At 68.4% G+C, this 18,417-nt stretch carries 14 protein-coding genes and 1 pseudogene; 10 read left to right on the top strand and 5 right to left on the bottom strand.

Annotated features, from left to right (window positions below; all coding sequences use genetic code 11):
* Positions 1-7: 7 nt before the first annotated feature.
* From AADJ02_RS01315 to AADJ02_RS01300, 4 genes are read left to right on the top strand one after another with little or no spacing between them, the layout of a single operon-like run.
* Positions 8-1,012, top strand: a complete 1,005-nt coding sequence (locus AADJ02_RS01315) for a MoxR family ATPase (RefSeq protein WP_341211187.1) — start codon at positions 8-10, stop codon at positions 1,010-1,012.
* On the top strand, positions 1,009-1,899 hold the full coding sequence (locus AADJ02_RS01310) for a DUF58 domain-containing protein (protein WP_341211186.1): 891 nt from the start codon (positions 1,009-1,011) through the stop codon (positions 1,897-1,899). The genes AADJ02_RS01315 and AADJ02_RS01310 overlap by 4 nt, the downstream gene beginning before the upstream one ends.
* Entirely contained in the window at positions 1,899-4,667 is a 2,769-nt protein-coding gene (locus tag AADJ02_RS01305; RefSeq protein ID WP_341211185.1) for a DUF4159 domain-containing protein, read from the top strand. The genes AADJ02_RS01310 and AADJ02_RS01305 overlap by 1 nt, the downstream gene beginning before the upstream one ends.
* A complete protein-coding gene (locus tag AADJ02_RS01300) occupies positions 4,664-6,739 on the top strand; it encodes a hypothetical protein (protein WP_341211184.1) in 2,076 nt (691 codons plus the stop codon). Before AADJ02_RS01305 ends, AADJ02_RS01300 begins: the two co-directional genes overlap by 4 nt.
* Positions 6,740-6,814: 75 nt before the next feature.
* Here the strand turns inward: AADJ02_RS01300 and AADJ02_RS01295 are convergent, their stop codons facing one another.
* On the bottom strand, positions 6,815-7,507 hold the full coding sequence (locus AADJ02_RS01295; RefSeq protein ID WP_341211183.1) for a DUF599 domain-containing protein: 693 nt from the start codon (positions 7,505-7,507) through the stop codon (positions 6,815-6,817).
* A 104-nt stretch (positions 7,508-7,611) separates the two neighbouring features.
* Between AADJ02_RS01295 and AADJ02_RS01290 the strand changes: the two genes are divergently transcribed.
* From AADJ02_RS01290 to AADJ02_RS01270, 5 genes are all read left to right on the top strand, one after another.
* Complete coding sequence (locus AADJ02_RS01290) at positions 7,612-9,042, top strand: FAD-linked oxidase C-terminal domain-containing protein (protein ID WP_341211182.1); 1,431 nt, start codon at positions 7,612-7,614, stop codon at positions 9,040-9,042.
* Positions 9,042-10,148: an FAD-binding protein gene (locus tag AADJ02_RS01285; RefSeq protein ID WP_341211400.1), complete on the top strand. Its 1,107-nt coding sequence runs from the start codon at positions 9,042-9,044 to the stop codon at positions 10,146-10,148. Before AADJ02_RS01290 ends, AADJ02_RS01285 begins: the two co-directional genes overlap by 1 nt.
* A gap of 47 nt (positions 10,149-10,195) precedes the next feature.
* Complete coding sequence (gene glcF / locus AADJ02_RS01280; RefSeq protein WP_341211181.1) at positions 10,196-11,485, top strand: glycolate oxidase subunit GlcF; 1,290 nt, start codon at positions 10,196-10,198, stop codon at positions 11,483-11,485.
* A gap of 82 nt (positions 11,486-11,567) precedes the next feature.
* Entirely contained in the window at positions 11,568-12,386 is an 819-nt protein-coding gene (locus AADJ02_RS01275; RefSeq protein WP_341211180.1) for a trypsin-like peptidase domain-containing protein, read from the top strand.
* A 145-nt stretch (positions 12,387-12,531) separates the two neighbouring features.
* Entirely contained in the window at positions 12,532-13,002 is a 471-nt protein-coding gene (locus tag AADJ02_RS01270) for an Hsp20 family protein (protein ID WP_341211179.1), read from the top strand.
* A gap of 108 nt (positions 13,003-13,110) precedes the next feature.
* Here AADJ02_RS01270 and AADJ02_RS01265 read toward each other — a convergent pair whose 3' ends face one another.
* From AADJ02_RS01265 to AADJ02_RS01250, 4 genes and pseudogenes are all read right to left on the bottom strand, one after another.
* A complete protein-coding gene (locus tag AADJ02_RS01265) occupies positions 13,111-13,530 on the bottom strand; it encodes a RidA family protein (RefSeq protein WP_341211178.1) in 420 nt (139 codons plus the stop codon).
* A gap of 102 nt (positions 13,531-13,632) precedes the next feature.
* On the bottom strand, positions 13,633-14,127 hold the full coding sequence (locus AADJ02_RS01260; RefSeq protein WP_341211177.1) for a pyridoxamine 5'-phosphate oxidase family protein: 495 nt from the start codon (positions 14,125-14,127) through the stop codon (positions 13,633-13,635).
* A gap of 83 nt (positions 14,128-14,210) precedes the next feature.
* Positions 14,211-17,012: a DNA polymerase I gene (polA, locus tag AADJ02_RS01255; protein ID WP_341211176.1), complete on the bottom strand. Its 2,802-nt coding sequence runs from the start codon at positions 17,010-17,012 to the stop codon at positions 14,211-14,213.
* Between the two features lie 173 nt (positions 17,013-17,185).
* Positions 17,186-17,350, bottom strand: a pseudogene (locus AADJ02_RS01250) (zinc-finger domain-containing protein); the annotation flags it as partial.
* 107 nt (positions 17,351-17,457) lie between these two features.
* Between AADJ02_RS01250 and AADJ02_RS01245 the strand changes: the two are divergent.
* The gene (locus AADJ02_RS01245) at positions 17,458-18,411 is read left to right on the top strand and encodes an ABC transporter ATP-binding protein (protein WP_341211175.1); all 954 of its coding nucleotides are present in this window, start codon (positions 17,458-17,460) and stop codon (positions 18,409-18,411) included.
* Positions 18,412-18,417: the final 6 nt, after the last annotated feature.

Raw genomic sequence — 18,417 nt, 5'->3', positions numbered from 1 at the left:
AGAGCAGATGAGCGACGCCGATCTCCTTGCCGAGATCGAGAGCCTCGGCGACCGGCTGGTGCAGGCCCGCGACAGCGTGGCGCGGCGCTTCGTCGGTCAGGAGCGGGTGGTCGAACTGACGCTTTCGGCACTCCTATGCGGCGGTCACGCGCTCCTCGTCGGCCTGCCAGGCCTTGGCAAGACGCGGCTCGTCGATGCGCTGTCGACGGTGATGGGGCTGCAGGGCAACCGCATCCAGTTCACCCCTGACCTGATGCCAGCCGACATTCTGGGCTCCGAAGTGCTGGAAACCGCCGTCGACGGCAGCCGCGCGTTTCGCTTCATCGAAGGCCCCGTCTTCTGCCAGCTGCTGATGGCCGACGAGATCAACCGCGCCTCGCCCCGCACCCAATCCGCGCTCTTGCAGGCGATGCAGGAGCGCGAGGTGACCATCGCGGGGCAGCACCGCCCGCTGGGCCGCCCGTTCCACGTGCTGGCCACGCAGAACCCGCTGGAGCAGGAGGGCACCTATCCCCTGCCCGAGGCGCAGCTCGACCGGTTCCTGTTCCAGATCGATGTGCCCTACCCCACCCGCGACACCGAACGCGCGATCCTGATGGCCACCACCGGCATCGAGGAGGACGAGGCAAGGGCAGTGTTCACCGCGCAGGAATTGCTCGATGCCCAGCGCCTTTTGCGCCGGATGCCGGTGGGCGAGAGCGTGGTGGAGTTGATCCTCGATCTGGTGCGCGCCTGCCGTCCCGACGAGCCCGAGGCGCTTCCCGATCTGCGCCAGTCGGTGAGCTGGGGGCCGGGGCCGCGCGCGGCACAGGCGCTCATGCTCGCGGTGCGGGCCGAGGCGCTGCTCGACGGGCGTCTGGTGCCGGGGCCGCAGGATGTGGCGCGGCTCGCGGTGCCGGTGCTGGAGCATCGCATGGCGCTGGGCTTTGCCGCGCGGGCGCGGGGCGAGACCTTGCCTGCCTTGATCGCGCGCGTGGCCGAACAGGTGACGCGGGCCGAGGCGGCGGCGTGATCGCCAGCCCCGCCACGGACACGACCCCTCTCGGCCTGCGCGGCCGGGCCGAAGACCTCGCAGCACCGCTGCCGCCGCTTCTGGCCGAGGCCGAGCAGTTGGCGCAGACGGTTCTGATGGGCGAGCACGGGCGCAGGCGCGCCGGTGCTGGCAGCAACTTCTGGCAATACCGCGCCGCACAGTCGCACGACACGGCCCGCGCCATCGACTGGCGTCGCTCGGGGCGCGCCGATCAGGCCTTCGTGCAGGAAAAGGAATGGCAGATCGCGCAGAGCGTCGCGCTGTGGGTCGATGACGGGGCCTCGATGGGTTTTGCCTCGACGCCCAAGCTCGCCCCCAAGAGCGACCGCGCCCGGCTTCTGGCGCTGGCGCTTGCGGTGGCGCTGACGCGGGGCGGCGAACGTGTCGGCCTCGCGGACCACCGGTTGCCGCCGCGCCGTGGGCGCGGGCAGTTGTCGCGGCTGGCGCAGATCCTGTCGCAGGACGGAACCGGGGACCACGGCACGCCGGACCCCAAGAGCCTCGCGCCGCACAGCCGCGCGGTGCTGGTGTCGGATTTTCTCGGGCCGGTGGAGCCCATCGAGGCGATGCTGACGACAAGCGCGGATCGCGGCGTGCGCGGCGCGCTGTTGCAGGTGCTCGATCCCGCCGAAGAGGCGTTTCCCTATGACGGACGCACGATCTTCGAAAGCATGTCGGGGGCCCTGCGCCATGAGACGCTGAAGGCGGGCGATCTGCGCGACCGCTATCTCGACCGCCTCGCCGAGCGGCGCGACCGCCTGTCCATGCTGGCCCGCGCCACCGGCTGGCAATTCTCGGCCCATCGCACCTCCGAAAGCGCGGCCTCCGCGCTGTTGTGGCTCTACGCCGCTCTGGAGCGCCGCTGATGTGGAGCCTTGGCCCCGTCGGTTTTCTCTCGCCCTGGCTTCTGGCCGGGCTGGTGCTGTTGCCGGTGCTGTGGCTGATCCTGCGCGCGGTGCCGCCTGCGCCGCTGCGCCGCCGTTTTCCCGGTGTGGCGCTGCTTCTGGGCCTCGATGACCGCGAGAGCCAGTCGGATCGCACGCCGTGGTGGCTGCTCTTGCTGCGCATCCTCGCCGTCGCCGCCGCGATCTTGGGCTTTGCCGGGCCGGTGCTGAACCCCGCCGAGCGCGGCGCGCCGGGTGCGGGGCCGCTGCTGATCCTCGCCGATGGCACATGGGCCGACGCGCGCGACTGGCCGGTGCGCGTGGCCCGGATCGAGGCGCTCCTGGGCGAGGCGCACCGCGCGAACCGACCCGCCGCCGTCGTCACCCTGACCGACCCGCCCGAAGAAACCCGCTTCGATCCCGCCGATGCGGTTCTGACCACCCTGCCCGGCCTCACCCCGCATCCGTGGGAGCCCGACGCGGAGGCGCTCGCCGACTGGGCCGCCACGCTGGAGGGCCGGTTCGAGACCGTCTGGCTCTCGGATGGGCTGGCCCGCGACAGCCGAGCGGCACTGCTCGATGCACTCGAATCCCACGGCGCCGTCCGGGTGGTCCAGACGCCGCGCCGCATTCTCGCGCTGCGCCCCCCGGTTCTTGACGGCACCGACATCGCGCTCGAGGCCGTTCGCACCCCCATCGGCGGCGCGGCCCAAGCCACCGTCGCCGCCCATGGCCGCGACCCCGCGGGGATCGAGCGCCAATTGGCCAGCGCGACGCTCGACTTCGCCCCCGGCGAGGCCGTGGCGCAGGTCGCATTGGCGCTGCCGCCCGAACTGCGCAACCGCGTCACCCGTTTCGAGGTCGAAGGCGCGCGCTCGGCTGCCGCCGTGGCCCTGACCGACGACGCGCTGCGCCGTCGCGAGGTGGGCCTCGTCGAGAGCCGCGAGACGCGCGAGGCCGCCGAGTTGATGTCGCCGCTGCACTACCTGCGCGTGGCGCTGGAGCCGCAGGCCGAGCTGATCTCGGGCGACCTGCCGGTGCTGATCCCCGCCAACCCCGACGTGATCGTTCTGGCGGATGCGGGCACGCTCCCGCCTACCGAGGCCGAAGCACTGCAGGCTTGGGTCGAGAGCGGCGGGTTGCTGTTGCGTTTTGCCGGACCGCGCCTTGCTGCTTCGGATGCCGGCCGCGAGGGGGATGATCCGTTGATGCCGGTGCGGCTGCGCGCCGGGGGCCGCTCGGTCGGTGGCACGATGAGTTGGGGCGAGCCCAAGACCATCGCGCCCTTCGAGACCGACAGCCCGTTCTTCGGCCTCGCCATCCCGGGCGACGTCACCGTGCGCGCGCAGATCGTGGCCCAGCCCGGCCCCGACCTCGCCGCCCGCGTCATCGCCCAGCTTTCGGACGGTACACCGCTGGTGACGCGCAAGCCCTTGGGCGACGGGCAGGTCGTGCTGGTTCATGTCACCGCCAACGCCGAATGGTCGTCGCTGCCATTGTCGGGGCTGTTCGTGTCGATGCTCGAACGCCTCGCCATCTCGGCACGCACCAACACCGACACGGCCACGGACCTTACGGGGACGAGCTGGCAGGCCGTCGAAATCATGGATGCCGAAGGCCGCCTGACCGAGACCGACACCCGCGCCTCCGTGGCGGGCGAAGCTCTTGTGGCGGGCGATCTCGGCCCGGACCTCCCCCCCGGTCTCTACGAGGGCGAGGCTGGGCGCTTCGCGCGCAACGTCACGCGTGCAGACACCACGCTCGCCCCCGCCCGCTGGCCCGCGCGCATAGCGGTCGAGGGGCTGGGACGCGCCGCCGAGCGACCCTTGGGCGGGCTGCTGCTGGCGCTTGCGGTGGCACTGATGGCCGTGGATGCGCTGGCCTCGCTCGCCGTGGGTGGTCGGTTGCGGGCCCGGACGGCGCTGTTGCTTTTGGCGCTCATGTTGCCACCGGTGCCGACCGCACAGGCGCAAGAGCCGCCAATGGATGCGCAGGCCGAGGCCTTCGCGCAGGCCGCGACCGAATCGGTGGTGCTGGGCCATATCCTGTCGGGCGACGCGCAGGTCGACGAGGTGGCGCAGCAGGGGCTCGAAGGTCTGGGGCGCGCCTTGTGGCAGCGCACCTCGGTCGAGCCCGCGACCCCGATGGCGGTCGACCCCGAGACCGACGAGCTGTCGTTCTTTCCGTTGCTCTATTGGCCGATCACCGGCACTACGCCGATCCCGTCGGGGGCCGCCTATGATCGGCTCAATGCCTATCTACGCGGCGGCGGCATGATCGTGTTCGACACGCGCGACGCCGGCATCGCGGGGCTTGGCACGACGACGCCGGAGGGCCGTCGCCTTCAGACGATCGCCCGCCCGCTCGATGTGCCGCCGCTCTCGCCCGTGCCAGAGGACCATGTGCTGACCCGCACCTTCTACCTGCTGCAGGATTTTCCGGGCCGCCATCAGGGCCGCGCCGTCTGGGTCGAGGCCGCCCCCGAGGAGGAGCCGACGCCGGGCATGCCGTTTCGCAACCTCAACGACAATGTGACGCCGGTGGTGATCGGCGGCAACGACTGGGCCTCGGCCTGGGCGATGAACCCGGTGGGCATGCCGCTCTATCCGGTCGGGCGCGGCATGGCGGGTGAGCGGCAGCGCGAGATGGCCACCCGCTTTGGCGTGAACCTCGTGATGCATGTGCTGACCGGCAACTACAAATCCGATCAGGTCCATGTGCCTGCCCTGCTCGAAAGGCTTGGCCAATGACCGGCACGGTGATCTTCGACCCGCTTCTGCCATGGCCCGCGCTCTGGATTCTGGCGGCTCTGACGGTGCTGATCGTGGCGCTGGCGCTGTGGCGCGGGTTGCCCGGATGGTGGCTACGTGCGCTGGCCGGTGCCGCTCTTCTGGCCGGGCTGTCGAACCCGGCGCTGCGTCAGGAAGAGCGCCAGCCCTTGTCGGACATCGTCGTCGCGGTGGTGGACGAAAGCGCGAGCCAGACGCTGTCGGACCGCACGGCGCAGACCGAGGCCGCGCTTGACGATCTGCGCGCCAAGATCGCGGCGCGGGCCAATACCGAGCTTCGGGTCGTCCGGCTGGGCGACGCGCCCGAAGATGGCGGCACCAAGCTGATGACAACGTTGGCGGAGGCGCTGGCGGAAGAGCCGCAGGGGCGCGTCGCTGGGGTGGTGATGCTCACCGATGGCCGTCTGCACGATGCCGCCCGCGCCCCGGACCTTCCGGCGCCCGCGCATGTGCTGCTTTCGGGACGCGATGCCGACTGGGACCGCCGGCTCGTGGTACGCAACGCGCCCGCCTTTGCCATTCTGGGCGAGGAGGTCGAGCTGACGCTGCGGGTCGAAGACAACGGCGCTGCCCCGCCGGAGGCGGGTCCGGTCCCACTCACCATCGCGGTGGATGGCGGAGAGCCGATGCGTTTCGAGGTGCCGCTCGGACGCGACATCGCGTTGCCGGTCACCTTGCCGCATGGCGGCATGAACGTGCTGCAGTTCGCCACGCCGGAGGCTCCGGGCGAGCTGACCGCGCGCAACAACGAAAGCGTGGTGCAGATCAACGGCGTGCGCGACCGGCTGCGGGTGCTTCTGGTCTCGGGCGAGCCCTATGCAGGCGAGCGGACGTGGCGCAACCTGCTGAAATCCGACGCTTCGGTGGACCTCGTGCATTTCACCATCCTGCGCCCGCCCGAAAAGCAGGACGGCGTGCCGGTCGAGGAGCTGTCGCTCATCGCCTTTCCGACACGCGAGCTGTTCATCGAGAAGATAGACGAGTTCGACCTGATCGTGTTCGACCGCTACCGCCGCCGCGGCATCCTGCCGTCGGAGTACTTCGCCAATGTCGCCCGCTATGTCGAAGAGGGCGGCGCGGTGCTGGTCACTGCCGGTCCCGAATACGCGGGCGCCGACAGCATCTACCGCAGCCCCTTGGGCTTCGTGCTGCCCGGCGCGCCCAGCGCGCGGGTGGTCGAGCGGGCGTTTCGCCCCGAATTGACCGAGCTTGGCGCGCGTCACCCCGTTACCTCCGGCCTCGCCGATCCATGGCTCGATGCCGAGGGCGATCCGCTCAAGCCCAGCTGGGGCCGCTGGTTTCGGCAGGTCGAGATCGACCCGACCCAGAGCGCTACGGTCGCCCTTGCCGGACCGGGAGAGCGACCGCTCTTGGCTCTGGACCGCGTGGGACAGGGGCGCGTGGCGCTGCTGGCCTCGGACCAGGTTTGGCTCTGGGGGCGCGGCTATGACGGCGGCGGCCCGCAGCTCGATCTGCTGCGCCGTCTGGCGCATTGGATGATGAAGGAGCCGGAGCTCGAGGAAGAGGCGCTCTGGGCCGAGCCGTCGGGGCTTTCCATGCGGATCATTCGCCGTTCGCTGTCCGAGGCGATCGGCCCGGTCACCGTGACCGCTCCGGATGGCTCCGAGGCCCAAATACCTCTCGAGGAGGTGGAGCCGGGCCGTTTCGAGGCGCTCTGGGCCGCGCCGCGCATGGGGCTTTACCGATTGGTCGAGGGCGAGCAGTCGGCGGTGATCGCGCTTGGCCCAGCCGCACCGCGCGAGTTCGAGCAGACCATCGCGAACGGCGAGGCGCTGGAGGACACGGTGGCGGCGACGCGCGGCGGCATCGTGTCGATGGCAGACGGGTTGCCCGCTTTGCGCGACGTGCGGCCCGGCCGCCCTGCCGCCGGTCGCGGCTGGATCGGGCTGACCCCGCGCGGGGCCTATCGAACGCTCGATCTCAAGGTGACACCGCTGTTGCCCGCGTGGGTTCTGTTGCTTCTGGCCGCGGGACTGATGCTCGGGGCCTGGCTGCGCGAGGCGCGACGCTAGCGACAAAGTGCCCTTGGCCACTTTACTCCCGAAATACTCGCGGGGGGCCGCAAAGCGGCGGGGGCGGCAGCCCCCTCAGAGGTCCTTGAGCAGGACCGCCCTCGGCACGGAGGCGAACTCCCGGCTCCACAGCAGCCACAGCACTGCGACCATCGCGACGAGCAGCGCCCATGAGCCCAGGAGCCATGCCAGAGCGCCCAGTGCGAAATACATCGCCCTGAGCCCGCGGTTGAAATTCCAGGCCGCGCGAATGTTCAACTCCGCCGCCTGCATGGCGCGCGGCATCGCGCGCACGTCATCGGCGGCGTTGGGAACCGAGGCCATGATCACCGAGCAATAGCCGAAGATCCGGTGCGCCCAGACGAACTTGAGAAAGGCATGCGTCAATAGCAGAGCCACCGGCAGTAGCTTGATCTGCCACAGCACCGCCGGTTGCCGCCCCTGCCCCAGCCCTTCGGCCACACCCTGCAATGGTTCGGTGTTGCCGATGAGCGCGAGCACGCCGCCCACCGCGAGCAGGCAGGTCGAGGCGAAGAAGGACGTGCCTTGTCGCAAGCTGCCCATGATCGTCGCGTCGAAGATCCGGTTCGAGCGCTGCACGAACTCGCGCATCCATTCGCGCCGATGCTCGGCCATCAGCACGGTGACGGAAGGCCGCCGTCCCGGATGTTCGATGCGCCAGCCGATGGCCCAATAGCCCAGCAGCAGCAGGAGCAGCCCGGCGGCGTCGACGAGGGAAAGATGTGGCAGGCTGGCAAGCGGATCCATGCCCGGCACCCTAGCGGTGCTTCGGCGCGCTTGCCATGGGGGCGCTTTGGTTATATTTCCTTACCAATCCATCGTGATGCCCTTGTGGGCAGGAGGAGCGACCCATGCAGATGCCATCCCCCGATGCCCGCGTCATGGCGAAGAAGGCGCAGGTCGTCGCACGGCTCAGCAAGGCATTGGGCGATCGTGGCGTGATCCACGACCCCGCTGAGACCCGCGCCTACGAGTGCGACGCGCTCACCGCCTATCGCTGCCCACCGCTTTGCGTGGTGCTGCCGACGACGACGGAGGAGGTCTCGGCGGCGCTTCGGATCTGCCACGAGGAGAACGTGCCCGTGGTGCCGCGCGGCTCGGGCACGTCGCTGGCGGGGGGCGCGCTGCCAACCGCCGATTCGGTGATCCTTGGCGTGTCGCGGATGAACCGGGTGCTGGAGACCGACACGGCAGACCGGATCATCCGGGTCCAAACCGGGCGCACCAACCTGAGCGTCACCGGCGCGGTGGAGGAGCTTGGCTTCTTCTATGCCCCCGATCCTTCCTCGCAGCTTGCCTGCGCCATCGCCGGCAACATCGCGATGAATTCGGGTGGGGCGCATTGTCTGAAGTATGGCGTGACCACCAACAACCTGCTCGGCGTCACCATGGTGCAGATGGACGGCACGGTGCTCGAGATCGGCGGCGCGCATATGGATGCGGGCGGGCTCGACCTGCTCGGCGTGATCTGCGGCTCCGAGGGTCAGCTCGGCGTCGTGACCGAGGCGACCTTGCGCATCCTGCCCAAGCCCGAGGGCGCGCTTCCCGTGCTCATGGGTTATGACAGCGCCGAAGCCGCGGGGGCCTGCGTGGCCGACATCATCGAGGCGGGCGTGCTGCCGGTGGCCATCGAATACATGGACCGCCCCTGCATCCGCGCCTGCGAGGCTTTTGCACACGCCGGATACCCCGATTGCGAAGCGCTGTTGATCGTCGAAGTCGAAGGTTCGGCCGATGAGATCAATCACCAGCTCGAAACCATCCTGAAAATCGCGCGCGACCACGACCCCGTGGAAATCCGCGCCGCACAGGACGCCGACGAGGCGGCGCGGATCTGGCTGGGGCGCAAATCGGCCTTCGGTGCGATGGGCCAGATCAACGACTACATGTGCCTCGACGGCACGATCCCGGTCTCGGCACTGCCCGAGGTGCTCAAGCGCATCGGCGAGCTGAGCGACAGCTACGGCCTCGGCGTCGCCAACGTGTTCCACGCGGGCGACGGCAACATGCACCCGCTGATCCTGTTCGACGCCAACAAGGCAGGCGATCTAGAGAAATGCGAAGAGATGGGCGCCGACATCCTGCGGCTTTGCGTCGAGGTGGGCGGCTGCCTGACCGGCGAGCACGGGGTCGGCGTGGAAAAGCGCGATCTCATGACGGTGCAGTTCGAGCCGCAGGATCTCGAGGCGCAGATGAAGGTGAAGGACGTGTTCGACCCCAAGTGGCTTCTCAACCCCGCCAAGGTCTTTCCGCTCGCGGCCAGCGAAGGACGCCGGGCGTGATCCGGCCCGGATCCGAGGCCGAGCTGGCCGAAGCGGTCCGCGATGCGACCGGACCGGTGTCCGTGCGGGGCGGCGGCACGCGGGGCCTCCTGCCCGAAGGCACGCCGCTCACCACCTCCGGTCTCAGCGGCATCGTGCTGCATGATCCGGCGGCGCTGACGCTGGTGGCGCGGGCGGGCACGCCGGTGGAGGAGATCGACGCGGCCTTGGCCAAGGCGAACCAGCGCCTCGCCTTCGAGCCAATGGATCACCGCGCGCTTTTGGGCACCACCGGCACGCCGACCATCGGCGGTGTCATCGCTGCCAACGTCTCCGGCCCGCGCCGGATGCAGGTGGGGGCGGCGCGCGACCACCTGCTCGGGATGCGTTTCGTCGATGGCCAAGGGGTGATCGTCAAGAACGGCGGGCGGGTAATGAAGAACGTCACCGGCTACGACCTCGCCCGCCTCCTTGCGGGGAGCCGAGGTGCGTTGGGCGTGATCACCGAAGTGGCGCTCAAGGTGCTGCCGGGCACCGAGACCGCCGCCAACCTCGTGATCCGCGGCCTCGATGACGCGGCGGCGGTAAGGGCGATGTCCGACGCGCTGGGCACGCCCTTCGAGGTGTCGGGCGCGGCCCATGATCCGCATGCGACAGGCGGGCCGCGCACCGAACTTCGCATCGAAGGTTTCGGCGCTTCGGTCGCGTATCGTTGCCGGGCGCTGGCCGAGCGGCTCAAGGCGCATGGCCCGTGGGAGACGGAAACCGACCGCGACGCCGTGCGAGCGCATTGGCGCGGCCTGCGCGACGTGGCGCCGTTCCATGGACAGACGGGCGACATCTGGCGCGTCTCGGTGCGTCCGAGCGAAGCCGCCGCCGTCGTGGCACGGGCCGATGCCACGCAGGCCTTCTACGACTGGGGCGGGGGGCTCGTGTGGCTGCGCACATCGGAGGGCCACGATCTTCGTGCCAAACTTGGCCGCTACGACGGTCACGCCACGCTGGTGCGGGCCACGCCCGAGACCCATGCCGCGCGACAGACGCTTCAGCCCGAGCCGCCCGCGCTCCAAAGCCTGACACGCGGCCTGCGCGCCAAGTTCGACCCACGCGGCATCCTCGCCGCCTGAGATCGCCAGACACCGCCTGACCCGGCACCGACCCGGACGGAGACCCCATGCAGACCACCTTCACGCCCGAGCAGCTGCGCGATCCCAAGACCGCCGAAGCCAATGCGATCCTGCGCTCATGCGTGCATTGCGGCTTTTGCACCGCGACCTGCCCGACCTATCAGGTGCTGGGCGACGAATTGGACAGCCCGCGCGGCCGGATTTACCTCATCAAGGACATGCTCGAAAACGAACGGGTGCCCGACGACAAGACCGTCACCCATCTCGACCGTTGCCTCGGCTGCCTCGCCTGCATGACCACCTGCCCCTCGGGCGTGCATTACGGCCATCTGATCGATCAGGCGCGCGGCTATATCGAGAAGAACTACGAGCGCCCTGTGATGGACCGGCTGCTGCGCTGGACGCTGGCGCGGATCCTGCCCTATCCGGGGCGGTTCCGGCTGGCGCTGCTCGCCGCCAAGATCGGCAAGCCGCTGAAGGGGCTGATGCCGGACAAGCGGCTCCGCGCCATGCTCGAGATGGCCCCTGACCGGATCCCGCCGGTGTCGCGCAACGACGACCCGCAGGTCTTCCCGGCGGTGGGCGAGCGGCGGATGCGCGTGGGCCTGTCGATCGGCTGCGCCCAGCGCGCCTTGGATACGGAAATCAACGACGCGACGATCCGGCTGCTGACCCGTCTCGGCTGCGAGGTGGTGATCCCCGAGGGTGTCGGCTGCTGTGGCGCGCTGACCGAGCATATGGGCAAGCACGACGAGGCGCGTGGCACGGCGGCCAAGCTGATCCGCTCCATGGCGTCCATCGAAGGTCTCGACGCGGTGGTGATCAACACCTCCGGCTGCGGCACCACGATGAAGGATTACGGCCATATGTTCGCGGGCCACGAGATGGAGGCCGAGGCCGCGCGGATCGGTGGCCTGTGCCGCGATGTGTCCGAGATCGTCACGCAGCTCGGCCTGCCCGAGGGGGCAGGCGTCGCACCGATGCGCGTGGCCTACCACGCCGCTTGCTCGTTGCAGCATGGCCAAAAGCTCAAGGTCGGGCCGAAGCAGCTCTTGAAGCAGGCCGGGTTCGAGGTGCTGGAGCCTGCCGACAGCCACCTGTGCTGTGGCTCGGCGGGCACCTACAACCTGATGCAACCCGAGATTTCGGCGCAGCTTCGCACCCGCAAGGTCGAGACGCTGGAAGTGCTGAAGCCGCAGGTGATCGCGGCGGGCAACATCGGCTGCATGATGCAGATCGGCCGCGGCACCGGCGTGCCGGTGGTGCATTCCGTCCAGCTTCTCGATTGGGCGACCGGGGGGCCTCAACCCTCCATGATTTCGAAACAATCCGCCTGATTGCCCTTTGAAGCCGACCCGCGCTGCCCTAGTCTCGCCCTCAAGTCGCGCGATCCCCGCCCGACCGTCCGAAGGAGGGCACATGCGGCAGGCCATCGCGGTTGCCCTTCTAGTGTTGGTGGCCCTGTCGCTGCCGGTGCGCGCGGATCGGCACGACCTTACCCTGATGGTGACGGGCGACGACGCGCGCGGTTGGGAGGCCGTGGGTCGTCTCGATCTGGGGGGACGCGGGTTCTGCACCGGCGCGCTGATCGCGCCCGACCTCGTGCTCACCGCCGCGCATTGCCTGTACGATCGCGACACCGGCGATCGCATCGACCCCACCGAGATCGAGTTCAAGGCCGGGATGCGCGGCGGCCGGGCCTTGGCCTACCGGGGCATCCGCCGCGCCATGACCCCCGAAGCCTACACTTTTGTAGGCACCGGATCGGGAGCGGCCAGCGCCGAGGACGTGGCGCTGCTCGAACTGGCGCAACCGATCCGTTCGGCCCGCATCATCCCCTTCGAGACCCTCACCGGCGTCGCCGCGGGCGCGCAGGTGGGCGTGGTCTCCTACGCGCATGACCGGGCCGAGGCCCCGTCGCTGCAACAGACCTGCGACGTGCTGGGCGAAGAGAATGGGCTGCTCGTCATGGGCTGCGACGTGGACTACGGCTCTTCCGGCTCGCCGGTGTTCAGCTTCGAGGGTGGCGAGGCGCGGATCGTTTCGGTGATCTCGGCCAAGGCCGAGATGGAAGGCAGGAACGTCGCCATCGGTGTGGCGCTCGACCGCCCCTTGCCGGATCTGCGCGCCCGCATGGCGAGCGGGACCGGCGCCTTTGGCGGGCTGTCGTCAGGACAGGTCCGGGTTGTCGGCGCGGGGCAGAGAACCGAAACCGGGGCCCGCTTCGTGCGCCCCTGATTTTGGGCATCGGCGGATCTTGAAACCCCGAAAACCCTCCCCCACATCTCGATCACGGAGCGCCACACCGGGCTCCGAATGTCCGGCCTGTCCCAATTCGGGAAGGCCATCACGACGTTATCGCTTGAGACAAAGGATGACTGACATGCGTAATTTCGATCTTGCCCCGCTCTACCGCGCCACCGTGGGTTTCGATCAGGTCGCCGACCTGATGGACCGCGTGCTCGCCGGGGAGCCCACCCAGAACAACTACCCCCCCTACAACATCGAAAAGACCGATGAGAGCGGCTGGCGCATCTCGATCGCCGTCGCCGGTTTCGGGGCCGACGACCTCGCCGTGGAGGTCCGCGAGAACACGCTGATCGTCACCGCGCGCAAGGCCGAGGACGATGTCGAGAGCCGCACCTTCCTGCACCGCGGCATCGCCACGCGGGCCTTCGAGCGGCGCTTCCACCTTGCCGATCACGTGAAGGTCACGGGCGCCAGCCACCTCGACGGCATGCTGCACATCGACCTCGTGCGCGAGGTGCCCGAGGCGCTCAAACCGCGCCGCATCGAGATCGCGAGCCAGAAGGCGCAGGACGCCAACCTCATCGAGGAAAAGGCGGTCAACTGATACGACCGGACCTCCAGCCGGTCGTGCATGACGCGGTCGGCTGGTGAGGCGACGGTCGCGTCATGCGAAGGCGCGGGTTCCGGATAGGGCCCGCGCCTTTTTGTGTCTTCAACGGCTGTCGGCGATGACCGCATCGACCTCGACCTCGATCAGCCATTCGGGGTTCACGAAGCGCCCCACCTGCACGATCGTGTCCGCCGGACGCGCCTCGCCGCAGAACTCGGCCCGCACCTTCACCGCGGCGCGCCAATCCTCGATATCCGTCAGCAGCAACCGGGTGCGGACGACGTCGTCCATCCCGGCCCCGGCCTGGGCAAGCGCCCAGCGCACGATTTCAAAGCAGCGCCGGGTCTGCGCGGCGACATCGCCGAGGCCGACCGTGCGCCCCTCGACATCGACGGGGGCGGTGCCGCCCACCGCAATGGACCGGCCCACCCGCACCGCACGGCTGAACCCGACCACCGCCTCCATGGGATTGCCGTCGGACACGAGTTGCCTGTCATAAAGTCTTTGCCGTCCTGTAGTCATCCGCGATCCTCCCTACCCGAGGTGAGGATACCACAGCTTGCATCACCATCGAAAAAGGCGGCCCCCGAAGGAGCCGCCTCATGCTCGGATCGAGGCGAGGCCTCAGAACCGCAGCGTGTAATTGTCGCCCACATCGGGCTTGGCCTCGCGCACGGCCTTGGCCTTGGCAATCTGGAACAGGAAGGCCGCCGAGCTCGTCGTGGTGGTCCAGACCTCGGCTTCGCGCAGGCGCAGGCACAGGAGACGAACATCCGGATCGTCGCGCCCGTCGTCGAACCAGCTCGCCGCGACCGCGTTCCAGACCTCGTCGAGCTTGGCCTTGTCGTGGCTCAGCTCGAGCGTGCCATGAGCATGAGCGTAAAGCCCGTGCTTGTCCGAGGAGACCGAGAACAGCGCGTCGCGCGGGCTCGTCTCGACGGCGTTGGTCAGCTCTTCGCCATGGGCTGCGATAAACCACAGGCAGCCCGCCTCGTGATCCACGTGATGGCTCATAGGCACCAGACGGTCGGTGCCTTTGATCCCCACCATGCCGGCGCGCAGATCGGCCAGCCGATCCCAGAACATCCGCACCCGCTCTTCGTTGCTATGCTCGCTCATATGTCGTTCCAATCCCTAGACAGGGGGCCACAATGCCGCCGCCCGCTTCGGGGATGCAACGATGCGCGCGGGGTGCGGTTCCTTCAGTGCGCCAATGCCCAGTTTGGTCCCTGCCCCGCCTCGGCGGTAAGGTGCACATCGAGATGCACGGCCGGTGCGGCAGCCCCTTCCATCACCTCGCGCGCGATCGGGATCAGCGCGTCAACCTCGCCCTCGTCCACCTCGAACAACAATTCGTCATGCACCTGCAGCAGCATCCGCGCCGAGGGGACGGCCGCGATGGCCTCGTCCATGCGGATCATCGCGCGGCGGATGATGTCGGCCGCCGTGCCTTGGATCGGCGCGTTAATCGCCGCGCGCTTGGCAAAGCCAGCACCCGGTCCCTTGGCGTTGATCTCGGGCGTGTTGATGCGCCGTCCGAACAGCGTCTCGACAAAGCCGTTGGCCTTCGCGAAGGCGGTGGTCTCGTCCATGTAGGCGCGGATGCCGGGAAAGCGTTCGAAGTAGCGGTCGATGAAGCCCTGCGCCTGCTCGCGCGGGATCCGCAGGTTGCGCGCGAGGCCGAAGCCCGAGATGCCGTAGATCACTCCGAAGTTGATTGCCTTGGCCTGCCGCCGGATCTCGGGCGTCATCTCGCCCAAGGGCACGTTGAACATCTCGGACGCGGTGGCGGCGTGGATGTCTTGGCCTTCACGGAACGCCTGCTTCAGCTCCTCGATGTCGGCCATATGCGCGAGGATGCGTAGCTCGATCTGCGAGTAGTCGAGCGAAACGAGCGTGCGGCCCTTCGGGGCGACGAAGGCCTCGCGGATGCGCCGGCCTTCTTCGGTGCGGATCGGGATGTTCTGCAGGTTCGGGTCGGTCGAGGCGAGGCGGCCGGTGTTGGCGCCTGCGATCGAATACGACGTGTGCACCCGACCCGTTTCGGGGTGGATGTGCTCCTGCAGGCTGTCGGTATAGGTCGATTTCAGCTTGGAGATCTGGCGCCAATCGAGCACGAGGCGCGGCAGTTCGTGCTCGGTGGCGAGGTCTTCGAGGATGTCGGCACCCGTGGCATAGGCGCCGGTCTTGCCCTTTTTGCCACCGGGCAGCGACAGGTCGTCGAACAGGATTTCGCCCAGCTGCTTCGGGCTTCCAACATTGAAGGGCCGCCCAGCCTTGGCGTGGATCTCCGCCTCCAGCCCCGCCAACTTCTGCGCGAAGGCGTTGGACATGCGGCTGAGCACCTCGCGGTCGACCTGCACGCCCGCGCGCTCCATCCGCGCCAGCACCGGCACCAGCGGACGCTCCAGCGTCTCATAGACGGTGGTGACGCGGTTCTGGTGGAGCTGGGGCTTGAACCGCTTCCACAGGCGCAGCGTAATGTCGGCGTCCTCGGCGGCGTATTTGACGGCGTCGTCGATGCCGACCTTGTCGAAGGTCACGGCCGATTTTCCAGTGCCGATCACCTGCTTGATCGGGATCGGCAGGTGGCCGAGGTAGCGCTCGGAGAGCGTGTCCATGCCGTGGCCGTGCAGACCTGCGTGCATGGCATAACTGAGCAGCATCGTGTCGTCGAAGGGGGCCACATCGATCCCCAGACCGGCGAAGATCTTCATATCGTATTTCATGTTCTGGCCGATCTTGAGGATCGAGGCGTTCTCCAGAACCGGCTTCAGCATCTCGAGCGCCTGCTCGAGCGGCATCTGGCCTTCGGTCAGCGCGTCCGAGCCGAACAGCCCCTCCTCGCCCGAGCGATGGGTAAGCGGGATATAGCAGGCGTGACCCGGGGCCAGCGCGAGCGAGATGCCAACCATATCGGCACGCATCTCGTCGAGGCTGGTGGTCTCGGTGTCGACCGCGACATGGCCCAGCTCGCGGATCGCGTCGATCCAGACCTGCAATTCCTCCGCCGTCGTCACCTTCTGGTAGGCGGCGTGATCGAAGGGTGCCTCGGGCTCGGGCTCGGCGGCATCGGGCGCGGTGCTGGCCACCTCGGGCACCACGGGCGCCTCAGCCCCGAGCTTCTCGGCCACGCGTCGCGTGATGGTGCGGAACTCCATCTCGGCGAGAAATCCCAGAAGCACTTCCGGGTCCGGGTCGCGGATCTCCAGATCGTCGAGCGTGAAGTCGAGCACCATGTCGCAGTCGAGCGCCACGAGCTGCTTCGACAGCCGGATCTGCTTTTCGTGATCGATCAGGGTCTGGCGGCGCTTGGGCTGCTTGATCTCGCCCGCGCGCTCCAGAAGCGTTTCCAGATCGCCGAACTCGTTGATCAGCAGGGCGGCGGTCTTGATGCCGATGCCGGGCGCGCCGGGGACGTTGTCGACCGAATCGCCCGCAAGCGCCTGCACGTCGACGACGCGGTCGGGATAGACGCCGAACTTCTCGAACACGCCGTCTCGGTCGATGCGTCGGTTCTTCATCGGGTCGAGCATCTCCACCCCGTCGCCGACGAGCTGCATCAGATCCTTGTCGGACGAGATGATCGTCACCCGCCCGCCCGCGTCGCGCGCCTGGCACGACAGGGCGGCGATGATGTCGTCTGCCTCGAAGCCCTCTTTTTCCTTGCAGGCGATGTTGAAGGCCTCGGTCGCCGCACGGGTGAGCGGGATCTGCGGGCGCAGGTCCTCGGGCATCGCCTCGCGGTTGGCCTTGTAGAGGTCATAGAGGTCGTTGCGGAAGGTATGGCTGCCCTTGTCGAAGATCACCGCGACATGGGTGGCGGCGTCAGAACCCGAGTTGTTCTCGATATAGCGCTGCAACATGTTGACGAAGCCCGACACCGCGCCGACGGGCAGGCCGTCGGACTTGCGAGTGAGCGGCGGCAGCGCGTGGTAGGCGCGAAAGATGAAGGCCGAGCCGTCGATCAGGTGCAGGTGGCACCCCTTGCCGAATTGCGTCATGCCCGCGTCCCCTCTTGCGATGTCGCGTGTCTGTCTAGCCGAAACCCGGGCGGGTATCGGAGAAAATTCTTCGGTGATGTCGGAAAGAGCCCGCCTCAGCGGGTCTCGTTCTCCTGCCCCGAGCGGTCCTGCCCGCGAGTGATCTCCTCGAGACCCTCGGTGCCCTTTTCCGCGTATTCGCGGTGGATATAGCGCGCGTCACAATAGGAGCAGTCGACCCAGCCGGTGTCGTGCGGGATCATCAGCCAGACGCGCGGATGGCCCAGCCCCGCGCTGCCGCCGTCGCAGGCGATACGCCAGGTGTCGACGATCTTGGTCTCGGGCGCGGGAAGTGTCATGAGGGGCCTTGCCTTGCTAACGGGAGCGGCCGGGCATGGACCCGGCCCTGATCGGACTACATTCTAGCCGCCCCACCCGCAGGGACAAGACGCGAAAGGACGCATCCATGACCGACGCCGCCATCGAGATCACCGGCCTCAGGAAGACCTATGCGCCGAGCGCCAAGTCCCCGGCCAAACTCGCGCTCGACGGTGTCGACCTGACGATCCCGGCGGGGTCGATCTTCGGACTGCTGGGTCCCAACGGCGCGGGCAAGTCGACGATGATCAACATCATGGCGGGCCTCGTGCTGAAATCGGCGGGCAGCGTGAAGATCTGGGGCTTTGATCAGGACGTGAACCCGCGCCAATCGCGCGCCGCCATCGGTGTGATGCCGCAGGAGCTGGTGCTCGATCCGTTCTTCACGCCGCGCGGCGCGCTCGACGTGCAGGCCGGGCTTTGGGGCGTGCCGAAATCGCAGCGCCGGACCATGGAGCTTCTGGAAATGGTGGGCCTCGCCGACAAGGCCGACGCTTATGCCCGCTCGCTCTCGGGGGGCATGCGACGGCGACTGCTTCTGGCCAAGGCGCTGGTGCATTCGCCGCGCGTTCTGGTGCTTGACGAGCCGACGGCAGGGGTCGACATCGAGCTGCGCAACATGCTGTGGCGCAACGTGCGAAAGCTCAACGAGCAGGAGGGCACGACGATCATCCTGACGACGCATTACCTCGAAGAGGCGCAGGAGATGTGCGACGAGATCGCGATCATCGACAATGGCCGCGTCATCACCCGTGACACCACCGCGAACCTCGTGGGCCGGGTCAGCGGCAAGACGCTGGTGGTCACTCCCGACGGCCCCACGGCGCTCCCCGCCCTGCCCGAGGGCGTCAGCGTCACCGAACGACCGGGCGGGGCGCTGGCCTTCAGCTACGACGCCTCGAAGATGGGGGCGGGCACGGTGCTCGACGCGATCCGCGCGGGCGGCATGACGCTGATCGACGTAAAGACCGAGGAAGCGGATTTGGAGGATGTGTTCCTGCAGCTCACCTCCAAGGCCAAGGAACCCGTCTCCGCCGCGTAAGGTTGC

It is taken from the genome of uncultured Limimaricola sp., from assembly GCF_964022235.1.
Taxonomy (GTDB): domain Bacteria; phylum Pseudomonadota; class Alphaproteobacteria; order Rhodobacterales; family Rhodobacteraceae; genus Limimaricola.
The sequence above is the reverse complement of the archived record's forward strand: the minus strand, read 5'-3'. Positions and strand labels throughout refer to the sequence as shown.